The 13,179-nt window shown below is 49.5% G+C and carries 11 protein-coding genes; 7 read left to right on the top strand and 4 right to left on the bottom strand.

Annotated elements, in window-relative coordinates; translation table 11 throughout:
- Nucleotides 1-3 precede the first annotated feature (3 nt).
- The 4 genes from A8707_RS08155 (at nucleotide 4) to A8707_RS08140 (ending at nucleotide 3,983) form a co-directional block, all read left to right on the top strand.
- Entirely contained in the window at nucleotides 4-1,626 is a 1,623-nt protein-coding gene (locus A8707_RS08155; RefSeq protein ID WP_068816320.1) for an ATP-binding protein, read from the top strand.
- The gene (locus A8707_RS08150; protein WP_068816319.1) at nucleotides 1,616-2,008 is read left to right on the top strand and encodes a response regulator; all 393 of its coding nucleotides are present in this window, start codon (nucleotides 1,616-1,618) and stop codon (nucleotides 2,006-2,008) included. The genes A8707_RS08155 and A8707_RS08150 overlap by 11 nt, the downstream gene beginning before the upstream one ends.
- Before the next feature lie 356 nt (nucleotides 2,009-2,364).
- On the top strand, nucleotides 2,365-3,471 hold the full coding sequence (locus tag A8707_RS08145) for a catalase family protein (RefSeq protein ID WP_068816318.1): 1,107 nt from the start codon (nucleotides 2,365-2,367) through the stop codon (nucleotides 3,469-3,471).
- A 188-nt stretch (nucleotides 3,472-3,659) separates the two neighbouring features.
- Nucleotides 3,660-3,983, top strand: a complete 324-nt coding sequence (locus A8707_RS08140) for a cupin domain-containing protein (protein ID WP_068816317.1) — start codon at nucleotides 3,660-3,662, stop codon at nucleotides 3,981-3,983.
- A 4-nt stretch (nucleotides 3,984-3,987) separates the two neighbouring features.
- On the opposite strand, the gene xylB is transcribed toward A8707_RS08140, so the two are convergent.
- Nucleotides 3,988-5,442 (bottom strand): xylulokinase, encoded by a 1,455-nt coding sequence (gene xylB, locus A8707_RS08135; protein WP_068816316.1) that lies wholly within the window; start codon nucleotides 5,440-5,442, stop codon nucleotides 3,988-3,990.
- 80 nt (nucleotides 5,443-5,522) lie between these two features.
- Between xylB and rbsK the strand changes: the two genes are divergently transcribed.
- Nucleotides 5,523-6,455: a ribokinase gene (gene rbsK / locus A8707_RS08130; RefSeq protein ID WP_068816315.1), complete on the top strand. Its 933-nt coding sequence runs from the start codon at nucleotides 5,523-5,525 to the stop codon at nucleotides 6,453-6,455.
- Here rbsK and nudC read toward each other — a convergent pair.
- Nucleotides 6,427-6,945, bottom strand: a complete 519-nt coding sequence (gene nudC, locus A8707_RS08125; RefSeq protein ID WP_231947983.1) for an NAD(+) diphosphatase — start codon at nucleotides 6,943-6,945, stop codon at nucleotides 6,427-6,429. The two genes, rbsK and nudC, sit on opposite strands and share 29 nt — an antisense overlap.
- A gap of 104 nt (nucleotides 6,946-7,049) precedes the next feature.
- On the opposite strand from nudC, the gene A8707_RS27965 reads away from it, so the two are divergent.
- A complete protein-coding gene (locus A8707_RS27965) occupies nucleotides 7,050-7,223 on the top strand; it encodes a hypothetical protein (protein ID WP_156518431.1) in 174 nt (57 codons plus the stop codon).
- Nucleotides 7,224-7,275: 52 nt separating this feature from the next.
- On the opposite strand, the gene A8707_RS08120 is transcribed toward A8707_RS27965, so the two are convergent.
- A complete protein-coding gene (locus A8707_RS08120; RefSeq protein WP_068816314.1) occupies nucleotides 7,276-10,653 on the bottom strand; it encodes a tetratricopeptide repeat protein in 3,378 nt (1,125 codons plus the stop codon).
- Nucleotides 10,646-12,202: a TIR domain-containing protein gene (locus A8707_RS08115; RefSeq protein ID WP_068816313.1), complete on the bottom strand. Its 1,557-nt coding sequence runs from the start codon at nucleotides 12,200-12,202 to the stop codon at nucleotides 10,646-10,648. Before A8707_RS08115 ends, A8707_RS08120 begins: the two co-directional genes overlap by 8 nt.
- Nucleotides 12,203-12,628: 426 nt before the next feature.
- Between A8707_RS08115 and A8707_RS08110 the strand changes: the two genes are divergently transcribed.
- A complete protein-coding gene (locus A8707_RS08110) occupies nucleotides 12,629-13,000 on the top strand; it encodes a hypothetical protein (RefSeq protein WP_068816312.1) in 372 nt (123 codons plus the stop codon).
- Nucleotides 13,001-13,179: the final 179 nt, after the last annotated feature.

Here is a 13,179-nt window from a genome sequence, read left to right as displayed (position 1 = left end):
CGTATGCAGTCTGACACAAAAATCAATATTCTGCTGGTAGACGATCAGCCAGAAAACCTGCTGGCACTAGAGGCAGTTTTGGGTGATTTAGGTGAGAATCTGGTCAGAGCTAACTCAGGGCAAGAAGCGTTAAGACATCTGCTCAGTCGAGATTTTGCCGTCATTCTGATGGACGTGCAAATGCCCGGAATGGATGGATTTGAAACCGCCACATTAATTCGTAGTCGCGCCCGATCGCGTCACGCTCCAATCATTTTTCTCACTGCCTTTAGCGCCAGCGATCAGTTGATGTTTAAAGGCTATGCTCTGGGTGCTGTTGATTATCTGTTCAAACCCATTGAGTCCAGCATTCTTATTTCTAAAGTAACTGTATTCGTCGATCTGTTTAAGAAATCTGAATCGGTGCAGCGACAGGCAGCCCAACTGGTCGCGATGAATGGAGAACTGCGGCAGAGCGAAGAACGATTTCGATCGCTGAGTGCCTGCTCTCCGGTCGGCGTATTTGTGATCGACTCGGCAGGACATTGCACCTACGCAAATCCTCGGTTTCAGGCGATCTGTGGTTTAACCGAGGCTCAAAGTTTAGCCGCAGGCTGGTTTCCATCGGTCTATGCAGCCGATCAAGATCGCGCGATCGCTCAGTGGATGGCTTACGTGCAGAGCAGTGGCGACTATTCTGAAGAAGTGCGCTTTGAAAGTGTCGATTACACTCTGCGCTGGATGCACGTCCGCTCTAGCCCGATGCTGTCGGCTCAAGGCGATCTCTTAGGATATGTGGGCACGATCGAAGACATTACCGAGCGCAAACAAGCCGAAGAAACCCATGCTGAAATGGTGCGCGAACAAATTGCCCGACAAGAAGCCGAAGCCATGAGCCGCATGAAAGACGAGTTTTTGGCAGTGCTTTCTCACGAGCTGCGCACGCCCCTTAACTCGATGCTGGGCTGGGCGAGACTGCTGCAATCGAAGAAAATGGATGAGACGAGCGTGGCGCGTGCGTTAGCGACGATCGAGCGCAATGCCGAAGCGCAATCGCGACTAATCGAAGACATTTTAGATATGTCTAAAATCATTCGTGGCAAGCTTCAGCTTAATTGTTGTGCGGTGAATCTGATTCAGGTAGTTGAGATTGCTCTCGATTCGGTACGTCTGCAAGCCGATGCTAAAGCGATTCAGATCACGGCGACGATCGATCGCTCCATTGGCAAAGTCTGGAGTGACCCGGTGCGGTTGCAGCAGGTGATTCTCAATCTGTTGACCAACGCGATTAAATTTACGCCCGACAAAGGAACGGTTGAGGTGCGGCTAGAGTGGGAGAACGATGAGGAAGTCGTGCGGCTGCAAGTCGTTGATACAGGAATTGGCATTCACGCTGACTTTTTGCCGAGAGTCTTCGATCGGTTTCGACAAGCCGATAGCAGCACGACTCGATCGTTTGGGGGTTTGGGTTTGGGGTTAGCGATCGTGCGTCATTTAGTCGAGCTGACGGGGGGCACGATTCGAGCAGAAAGCCCCGGCGAAGGGAAAGGATCGACGTTTACGATCGTTCTTCCACTCTGGCAGGGCAGCGATCCGCTGCTCAATCATTCAGTGTCAGAAGATTTAGAAGGCGCAAATGTCTCGTAAATCGCCTATTAAACGTGTATTGGTGATCGACAACGAATCCTATATTCAAGAAATCACGAAAATTTGTTTAGAGACGGTTACAGATTGGCAGGTGATTACGGCAAGTTCGGGGAGAGAAGGCATCGTCAAAGCCGAAACCGAACAACCCGACGCGATTTTGTTGGATGTGATGATGCCTGACATGGACGGGCTGACGACTTTCGCTAACCTTCACGCCAACGCTTTGACTCATGACATCCCAGTGATTTTGTTGTCTGCTGAGATTCAAACCGCCGATCGTCGTTACTATTCTGAGATGGGCATTAAGGCAGCGATCGCCAAACCGTTTGAGCCGTTAGACCTTGCTCATCAAATTGCGAATGCCTTAAATTGGGAAGTCTGATTTAGGGGTAGTGAATCAAAGCTTATGAACTGCTAAGGATCGTGGATTTAATGAATGCCGGAAATTTGCCCTCATCCCCAACCCTTCTCCCAGCAGGAGAAGGGAGTTAGAAATCTTGTCCCCTCTCCTGCTGGGAGAGGGCTAGGGTGAGGGTAAATCCGGGTCTTATTTAATCCACATTCCTAAGAGACTGGTTCTCTCTCCGTCAACATGAATCAACTGAGAATATCGCTCAACAGTGAGACACAATGCTGCCCTTGAGCTACCTACGATCGTGGATACTTCATCTAGCAGACTCACATTCAGATTGTTAAACTACGACTGTCTAGAATCAAGCCTTAAGCCCCCAAAATCTTATGTCAAACTCGCTTGAACAGTACGTTCGCTATTCAGATGACGTTGAAGTAAAACAACCCGATGAGGATAGGCTCATTGATGACACCCTCGCCTCGGTAGCTCGGATGGGGCAAAAGGTGTTTGACAAACATCGTTATGCCATGCGAGTTGCCCACGCTAAGGGGCATGGCGGGCTGAAGGGAGAACTAAAAATTTATGATAACCTGCCGACATCGCTCGCCCAAGGGCTGTTTCGCGAACCCCGAACGTATCCGGTGATGATTCGCTTCTCAACGGCTCCGGGTGACATTATGCCCGATGGGATGTCTGCGTTTCGGGGCATGGCGATCAAGGTGATTGGAGTGGAAGGGTCTAAACTGTTTAGCCCTGAGCCAGATGCCTTGACCCAAGATTTTTTGATGATCAACCGTCCGGTTTTTCCGGCAGGAAACGTTACGCGCTATCTTAACGAACAACTCCTCCAAGAAAAGGTTGTGGTCAGCGCTCCTGAAGAAGCACAGCAACTACTGACCACTGTCCTACGCACTGTGAGTGCGGTGACTGAGAAGGTGGGAGTAGACCTGTATCCGACGGCGTTAGGCATCACGCTGCCAGAAACGCACATTCTGGGAGAAACCTATTACACGACTGCCGCTCTGCGGTATGGAGACTATATTGCCAAAGTCAGCGCGATTCCTGTATCCGACAGCCTTCAGCCGTTTGTGGGCAAACTGGTTAAAACAGATGACCCGTCGGCTTTGTGGGATCTGGTTGTTGAGTTCTTTCGTCAGCAGGCTGCTGAATATGAACTGCGGGTTCAGCTCTGCACGAATTTAGAGACGATGCCGATCGAAGATGCCTCGATTCAGTGGTCGGAGCAAGAAAGTCCTTACCGGGCGATCGCTAAGATTACGATTCCGGTGCAGGAAGCCTATAGTCCAGCCCGTCGGGTTTATGTCGATGAAGTGCTGTCGTTCAACGCTTGGCACTGTATTGCAGAACATCGACCGCTTGGCTCTATTCAGCGCGTCCGGCGGCAGGTTTACGAAGCTTCTAGCCGCTACCGCCACGAGATGAATCAGCAGCCCAAGGGTGAGCCGCGCAGTATTGAGGAAATGCCCGATTAGAAATAGAGCGACGTTGACCCGTGTCAGTCAACAGATGAAGGCATTATTCGTCGAAATTCAAACCCGAAATCGATGACAAAACTCTGCCATTCGATAGACCGCTTTCAGGCTCACAGCTTACTAAAGCAAGAGGAAAGCCCACTCCTAAAGGTCTAATGTTCAGTCATTCATCCGATTATAGGAATGTTATGACTGACACTATCGCAAAAAAAGTTGATGCTGCCTCTTCATCTCACGGCGACATGGGTCAAACCTATTTAGCATCGGGCAAACAAGTCTCCATGCGACTCTGGGAAAATGAGCAGCCTCGCGAGGCAAAGCCCCACACTCAACGAGACTATGAAACAGTAGGGTATGTGATTCAAGGTCGAGCAGAGCTGCATCTCGAAGGGCAGATGGTTTTGCTAGAACCCGGTAGCTCTTGGGTGGTTCCTCAAGGCGCATCTCACACCTACAAAATCTTAGAATCGTTTACGGCAGTTGAGGCAACGGCTCCTCCCGCACAGGTGTAGGGATTCAGAGATTGAGCTTCCAGTGATGAAGAGGTGAATAGAGCGATCGGTAGCGGTGCCAAGCGGCTTCTAGATCTGGGGTGGGCGGATTGGGATTGATGACTCGATCGCGGTTCATCTCCTCGATCGGCACTGCGGTAATGCTGCGATACACTCCTGTTCCTAACCCTGCTAAAATCGCCGCTCCTCGACCTGAAGCCGCTGCTACTGTCGAACAGTAGAGAGGGACTTGCAGTACATCTGCAAGAAGCTGTTGCCACGCAGGTTCGATCGTGCCTCCTCCCGCTAATCTCAAGGATGGCACCCTGATCCCGGTCGCTGTCATTGCCTCCAATCCCTGCTTGAGCGAAAACGCAACGCCTTCTAGCGCTGATCGCATCAGGTGCGATCGTGAATGATGCAATCCCAAACCTACCCACGCGCCTTGTGCATTGGGGTCAAGATGAGGCGTGCGTTCCCCGGTCAGGTAGGGTAAAAATGTCAGTCCTTCACAGCCCGCAGGAATGGCGAACGCTTGGGTATAAACCTGTTGCCACGTTAGCCCCAGCATATCGCGCACCCATTCCAACGCCAGTCCCGCATTTTGCATCGCAGCCAGGGTATACCACTGCTGAGGCAACGCAGACCGATATAAATGAGTGCGGTTTTGAGGATCGGCGATCGGCTGATCGCGAAGGCTGACGATTTGGGCACCTGTTCCGATCGTCAGTTGCACTACATCGGGAGCCACAACGCCCGTTCCGATTAGAGCGGCGGCGGTGTCGGCGGCTCCTGCTACCACGGGCAAACCGGGCGGCAAGTCTAGATGTTCTGACGCTTCGGGAGTTAGATATCCCGCAATGCTGCTCGATGGAATCAGTTTTGGGAGCCAATCCGATCGTAGATTCAGTGCGTCGATAACGGTGAATGACCAGCGATCTCTGACCGCGTTATAAAGCAGGGTGCCCGATGCGTCAGAGGGTTCTGTCGCGACCTCTCCGGTTAGGCGAAATCGCAGCCAATCTTTCGGCTGAAGTGCCCATCGAGCGATCGCATAAATATCCCGTTCATGTTTACGGAGCCACAGCAAGCTCGTTCCCGCCATCCCAGTTGTGATCGGGTTGGCAAGTTTGGCGTGTAAATCTGCCCCGATCGCGTGATAGGCATAGAGCATTTCGCTCGATCGCGTGTCTGCCCAAAGAATCGCCGGATAAAGCGGCTGGGCGTTGGCATCGGTTAAGACAACTCCGTGCATCTGCCCCGAAAGCCCGATCGCGGTCACCTGGTTTCGGCGATCTTGAACCGCAGATTTAACGGCGATCGCGACCGCCATCCACCACTCCAGGGGGTTAATCTCTGCCCACCCCGGCTGAGGTGTTTGTACCCAATAAGCGATCGACGATTCAGCAATCATTGTGCCATCATTGCCCAACAGCACCGCCTTTACCGAACTGGTTCCTAAATCAACGCCTAGCAGCATAATCTGGTTTAAATTTTGGACGGGACGCACGGATTTCCGTAAATGATCTAACCTTGACTCTAGATCTGAATTAAAATCCTATGTCTCTTCCTCATGTGGTTGTTTTTGGCAGCATTAACATGGATCTGGTGGCAAAGACCCCTCACCTTCCCGCGCCCGGAGAGACGTTAATCGGTCATCGGTTCTCAACGGTTCCAGGTGGAAAGGGAGCCAATCAGGCAGTCGCGATCGCCCGTCTCAACCTCCCAACGGTGATGATTGGACGAGTCGGAAACGATCGCTTTGGACAAGAGCTTTTACAAAGTCTGCAATCTGCAAAAGTTGAAACTAAAGACATCTTAATAGATGACTCAATTAGCTCTGGCGTTGCGCTCATTGCAGTCGAGGATCAGGGTGAAAACACTATTATCGTGATTCCCGGTGCTAATGGACAGATGAATGAATCTGATATCGAACGATTGTCATCTTATTTAGCGGGAGCCGATTCACTATTATTACAGTTAGAGATTCCGATCGCAGCCGTCAAAGCTGCCGCTCAAGCGGCTCAGAAATTGGGAGTTCGGGTGATTCTCGATCCGGCTCCGGCACAGTCAGAGTTGCCGATCGAACTCTATCCGCTAATTGATATCTTGACTCCTAACGAGGTCGAAGCCGCACACCTGGTTGGGTTTCCGATCGAGAGTCCGGCTTTGGTCGCAGAGGCAGCCACTGTTTTGCAGCAGCGTGGAGTCAATACTGTCGTAATCAAATTGGGGGCAAAAGGCGGATTCTGCGCCACGCCCGACGAAGCGTTCTTTTTTCCCGCCTTCCGAGTCGATGCGATCGACACCGTAGCCGCCGGAGATGCCTTTAATGGGGGACTTGCTGCCGCCCTCGCAGAAGGAAAATCGCTTCGAGAAGCTGTGACTTGGGGATCTGCTGCCGGGGCACTCGCGACTACGAAATCAGGGGCGCAGGCTTCACTGCCCGATCGAGCTACGCTGATCACGTTTCTTCAACAAACCGATCGATAAGCCTGCGGGCAATGCTCAATTTGGGCGGAATGTTGGGCAGGTCGTGTTTATGAAACCAAGCGGCTTCGGCGATTTCTGCTGGCTCGATCGTGATCTCTCCCCCCGCATAAACTGCCGTAAACCCAATCATCAACGAGTTGGGAAACGCCCAGGGCTGAGAGCCAAAATAACGGATGTCTTTGACCTCAATGCCCACCTCTTCACGCACTTCACGAATCAGCGTTTCTTCGAGCGATTCTCCTGGCTCCACAAAACCTGCCAACACGCTAAACATCAACGACGGAAACCGAGGCGATCGCGCTAACAAAATGTCTTCGCCACGAGAAATCAATACAATAATCGCAGGCGACAGCCGGGGATAGTTAACCAACCCACAGTTAGGACAGCGTTTGGCTCTGTCTCCGACTATCTGAGTCATCAGAGTTGCACAGTATCCACAATATTGATGAGTCCGATCCCACTCTTTAATCTGAACGGCGCGACCACTCAATGCGAACAGGTCATCGTCTAGAATGGGGCTTTTCGCAAGTGGTTGTTGATACAGATTTACACGCTTGAGCTTCTGAACCCGAAGTTTGCAGTTCTGAGGTTGGAGTGTCGGGTTCCAGGCTTGACATTCCGGGTTCTGAGGTCGGAGTTTCAGGCTTTGAGGCTGATGTGTCGGGTTCTGAGGTCAAAGTTCCGGGTTCCGATGTCGGAGTTTCAGGCGTTGAGGTCGGAGTTATGGGTTCAAAGGTTGAAGCTCCGTGTTCAGAGGTTGAGTGGTGAGGAGTGGGGTGGAGGGCGATCACAGCTCCAAAACTTCCCTGGCTCAGAATTCCTATTCCAGATACACTAAGGCTCGAAATTGTTCATCATCTCGAATACCGTCAAAATCTGGGTTGTGCTTTGCCGAACTTCGGCTATGGCGAGGTGCAATCTCAAGCGCTTTTATTAAATTATCGATTACCTGTTCAATCTCACCTTGCAGGGCGTAGTAGCAGGCTTTGGCGTAATAGCCGCTCTCATGTTTGGGGTCTTGCTTTACCGCTTGCTCACACGCAGCGAGAGCTTCAGCATATCGACCCGCCCTTGCCAGAACAATACCGCGATTTGCTGTAAACAACACTTCTTCAGGCTTTAATTTGATTGCTTTGTCAATTGCTACAATCGCTTTCTCAAACTCTTTGAGGAAGCTCAAGGTTAACGCTTGAGAATTCAGTGCATTAGAACTTTCAGGATCAATCTCAAGCGCTCGATCGCAAGCGGCAATCGCTTCACCATACTGCTTCAGTTCGCATAGTGCATCCCCCCGATTTATCCAAGCATTAACATCTTTAGGGTCAAGGTCAATTGCTTTTTGATAGCTCTCCAGTGCTTCCTCATGCCGCTCTTGATTAAAGAGTGCATCCCCTCGATTTATCCAAGCATTAACATCTTTAGGGTCAAGGTCAATTGCTTTTTGATAGCTCTCCAGTGCTTCCTCATGCCGCTCTTGATTAAAGAGTGCATCCCCTCGATTTATCCAAGCATTAACATCTTTAGGGTCAAGGTCAATTGCTTTTTGATAGCTCTCCAGTGCTTCCTCATACCGCTTGAGATTAAAGAGTGCATCCCCTCGATTTATCCAAGCATTAACATCTTTAGGGTCAAGGTCAATTGCTTTTTGATAGCTCTCCAGTGCTTCCTCATGCCGCTCTAGCCTGCCGAGTGCAGCCCCTCGATTTATCCAAGCATTAACATCTTTAGGGTCAAGGTCAATTGCTTTTTGATAGCTCTCCAGTGCTTCCTCATACCGCTCTAGCCTGCCGAGTGCAGCCCCTCGATTTATCCAAGCATTAACATCTTTAGGGTCAAGGTCAATTGCTTTTTGATAGCTCTCCAGTGCTTCCTCATAGCGCTTGAGATTAAAGAGTACATGCCCCTTTCTTGAAAAAGTAAGTGCACTACCTTCCCACAACTCTAGGGCTTTCTCACAACAATCCAGGGCATCTTGATAACGTTCTATGTCGTTCAGCAAGCTCCCAAGATTTGAAAAAAGACTATGCAGTAGTTTTGGGCGGCAGCGCGTCATTGGCAGTTCTGCCTGATGCTTCGCTTGCAAAAGTGAGTCAATTATGTACCTGGATCGATTGCAGTGTAAAGACTTATACATTAGCCCTACACCCTTACTAAAGCTATCCTGCAAGTTGCCTACCTGCTCCAGCAAAACTTGCAAAGAATTCTCAACCTTTTGCAAGCGTGCCTCAATCTCCTCTTCTGATAAATTGTCCTCACCTTCAAATTCAAGCTTGTAACTTTTTAGAGGTTTACCTAGAAAAACCCAACCGAATCTGAGAGCTATTGCAGAATCTTGAAAAAGTTTGCCTGTTGCTTTAGGAAGCAAATTTTGGTTCTCTTCATTCATCTCTGCACGAATAAAAGCGAAGGGAGCGATAAAGACACTCGGCTCTCGCAAATAAGCTGCAATAAAAACCTGTTCTATATATTGCTGGAGTCCCTCCCTTCCCTTACCAAAAAGACTGTAATAGACAGACTCGGCGATCAGTTTCCGCCACTCCTCATCCTCATACGGATCGGGTAAAAGACTTGAAGGCTCAAAGAGTTCATTTGCCTGTTGTTTGAAATAGTCCGCGAGTAGGGAATGGGTTTTACGAAACTGATTCTGTCCATCCTGAAAATAGGACTGCCGAAAGACATCCCGTGCCACGTCGTCTAGGCGATAGTGCCCTTTGCTAAACTCAACGAAGTCTGAGCGCTTTAACCATTCAAAATAACTCTCTGCACTATCAGCATCTTGTTGCAAGTTCAAGCCATTTCTCCCCAACAGATACCGCATCATTGCCAGATCAAACCAGCGGCAACAAGCCACTACCTGCAAAATCTTGCGCTGCTGGGAATCAATGCCCTGCAAAAGGAGTTCAGCGATCGCCTGATTCCCTTTAGAAAAGTCAGGTTCTTTGCCGCCCTCTCGTTGCTTTCGTACCCAATCCAGATAATAGGGTAATCCCTGGGTGACTTTGTAGATTTTGGCGCGTGTACCCCCACTTTGAATACCAATCTGCTGAAGATAGTCCTCAGTTTTCTTTCTGTCAAATTTCTTGAGTGATGTCTCATGCAGCAACCTCCGATCTTGATTGAGCTTGCGCCACCCTTCATCGGCTTGCAGCGATCGCCGCCCGACCACCACCAGTCGCACTGGGGAAGAAGCAAGCGGAGTGTCTTCGACCAAATACTGCCATAGCCATTGATTGAGGTAAGCCTGCGCTTTCTCGTAGGTATCTAAAATCAGCACGAGCGATCGTTCCCTGCGTTGGGCAACGTGCATTAAACTCTCGGCAAAGGCTTGCGTCAGCTTAGAAACAGGTTCTAACATGAGTGCCTGTAGCTCAGGCCGATCTTTCGTCGCAGGGTGATTCCGCACTCGCTGCTGAATCCATTCTTTCAACCCCTCGGCATCCTCACCAATTGCCCCTAACGGCGCAAATCCCGAACCTGAAGTTTCATAGGATTTCGGTTGATTTGACATAGAGGCAAAGCTGGCTGTCCCTAACCAGATAAATCGTTCAAACCAGCTAGTAATCTTTCTTGCGTCTTCACTACTAGTTTCTGTGCCATCTATCGATCGCTGACTCAACTCAAAAAGGGTTGTTGTAAACTCCTGCTCTCGCTGTGCAAATGCATCGGTACTTATTTCGGAGCCTGAAAGGTCTCTTGCCTGCTGATGCAACTTCCGCATTAGTTTTAGCGGAGTTTCGATATCAGCCGTTTTAGCAAAACAAACTCCTAAAAAATTAACTTCTGTATGAGCTTCCTGCAAACGCCCCAACAAGGTTGTCTTGCCAACTCCGCCAATGCCGCAAATATTAAACAATAAGGGTTGTCCCTCTGGTTTCTGAAGTGCACGTTCAAAGCTTTCTAAGAACCTTTTCGCCTCATCTCGCTCGATGTAATGCTCGTTTTGCACTCGCGATCGCATTGGAGATGGGCGATTCAAACCTGACTGAGCAGCTTGTTGAGTTTCTTTTTTTTCTGATGGCACTGTTGCCTTAGTTAAACGAGCCTCAAGCTCAGCAACTTCCTTGCGTTTCTCCTCCAAATCTACCTCTAGATTGGGGGGCATTGAGAGGAATGTATGACCAGCTTTTTGTTGTTCTAGCTTCGCAAGCGTCTGCTTTGCAATGGCTAAAGTTTTTTCCAAATTGGCACAATCATCCATTGGATTCCCCATCCCTCAATCTTGCTTCCAATTCTGCCACTTCCCGCCGTTTTTCCTCTAGGTCAATCCGCAGATGGGTAGGTATTTGCAGCTTGCCATAACCAGCGGCTTGCTCTTCTAGAATAGCCAATGATCTCCGTGCCATTACTAATGCCGGAAGCACTACCTCCTGATTTGCATTTTCTCTGTGTAATTCTGGATTTGGGGTAGCCTTCGTTGTCTTGCCTCGCCGTTGCTGCCAATTGATTGCTGCCAATTGCAGTGCCTCCAGCACAAAAGCAGCGGCATTCTGAGCAGCGGTTTGCTGACGAGCATCTTTATCTTGAGCTTTGTTGCCATCCGCCCAATCACAAATCGCCTTGACCAGAATCCAATCCACTTTCTTATCCTGACAGGCGACATACAAACCACCTCCTTCCATCTCACCACCAATAGCTTCTGGCTCAAAGCTCCGCAGTTGCTCCCGAAAGTCTATATTATCCACTAGCTTTTCGCCAGTCAAAACCACACCAAAGCTAACCCTGGCACCATCCCACAGCAGATCAGCACTCTTGAAGTGATTAATGAGCCAGGGCGAAGCATGGGGTTTATCACCTCGTAAAATAATTTGCGGTTGGACATCCTGTGTACCCATCCGTTGTAAGTCGTATAACCTGAGCTGTTCCGTCACCAGAATCTCGCCGATGGCTTGCTTTTGATCATTGATGCCAAAGGCAATCCCCGCCATAATGACAGCCGTAGGTGAAAGTGAATCAATCCCCTTGCGAACCGTAAGCAACGACGCATCTAGTCCGCCACTGCCCATCTCAGATTGTGTTAGAAAAACTTTCGCGCCGTTGACTTCCCCCAGATTAAAGTACAGACGATTGTCAATTGATTGCGCTGTTGTCCGACGACCAGTAGTTTGCTCAAACGTTTGCAACACCGCATGACTTTCGATCTTAGTCACAGTGACGATTAGCACATCAGCTTCAGATGTCCCTTGCGCCTCATCCCGTTTGATATAGTACTCATCTGGTACCCGCCCGCTCAAAGAAGACTGACGCATTAATTCCCTCGATTGAGTGACTTGCCTTCTTTCTTTTTCCTGCTGAATTTTACTGACAGCTATACGGATACCCCTCGCAACTAGTACCAAAGCTTCATCCCGATTGTCCCATTTAGTAATCGGTTTGCTTGGCTCTGGTAATCCTTGTAAAGTTTGTAGCGGAGTGCCCTCCAGTGCTTCAAGATCGAGCGGTCTTAGAAAAATAGGAATGATGCAAGCTTCTCCAGCATCATGACGTTTTCTAGCCTGTTCCAGTTCAGTGCAATAGCAAAAATCTGAATGGACAAAGCTTGGGCTGACAAGCAGCAAAATAATGTCTGCCGAGTTTAGCTGCCTGTCAAGCTCTTCACGCCAATCTGTGCCGGGGTCAATCTTACGATCGTGCCACGCTTCAATCTTATTTTGACGTTCTAGCGGCTTTAAGTGTTTTGCTAACTCATCACGCAAGCTTTCGTCTTCGTGAGAGTAAGAGAAAAATACCTTGACTTTGACATCAGTCATCTAGCAAGTAACCCAGAATCTTTGACACCGTAGCCTCTATTTTGAATCATTTTATTTATTGACACCACCATATCTCCATAGTGCCCATCCTTTCGTACAAATGTTTCTACTGATTCAAGGCTTAAATTAGGGCGATTGCCCCTTCCCTAGTTGCCATCCTCCCCGCTTCTCTAGTGCTTCCTGTTACATTACCAATGCAATTTAATACTTAATCAATGCGACCCGATCCTTTTCAAATGTAACCCTTTACAAATTAAATGTGTCTCGATGCAAGCCGAATGTAACCCGATACATTAACGTTGCGATCGCCTACAAAGGGAATGCAGCCTGGTACATTTCCATTTCAGCCTAAAATTTCCCATGCCTGTTCAACTCAGTGTGACTTTAGGCACTCTAAAGAAGTCAACTACTATTTAGGAGTGCATCATGCCCTCTGCTAACACAAACCGTCGCCTGTCTCCCCCAATCCTGAATCAAGATACCGACTCCCTCAACGGCTTGAACACGATCCAGGGTTACAGCACCCAACGCCAAGAAGCCACCCCCGAAGCCGTGCACCAAGCCTATCAAACCATGCTGGCAAAACAACAGGCTGAAACCGAAAAACTTGCCCTCTACCGTGCCGCCTCCGACGCTGCCCGTTTAGCAGAATGGGAATTCCACAACGCAGTTCTAGCAATGAAAGAAGTTGTGCGAGGACAATTCGGTGCCGACAGTAATGAAGCCCAGTCCGTTGGCTTGAAGAAAAAATCAGACCGCAAGCGCCCTTCCCGTCAAAAACTCGCTGCCGCCAGTTAGCAAATTGGGATTACCGGATAACAAAGCGATCTCACCCACTGATTAACCGATTAAACAGAGGGGCGATCGCTCTTCTCATCGCTTACCGGAATGGAGGGCTGGGGAACCCTTAAAGCCCCTGTCTTTTAAGCATGGGGATGTAAAAGGGGTTCCCGCGTGGCGGTCACGCCACAGAGTCT

Origin of the sequence: Phormidesmis priestleyi BC1401 (genome assembly GCF_001650195.1) — a bacterium.
Taxonomy (GTDB): Bacteria; Cyanobacteriota; Cyanobacteriia; order Leptolyngbyales; family Leptolyngbyaceae; genus Phormidesmis_A; species Phormidesmis_A priestleyi_B.
Note: the sequence above shows the minus strand (reverse complement) of the source record. Positions and strands in the feature narration are given on the sequence as shown.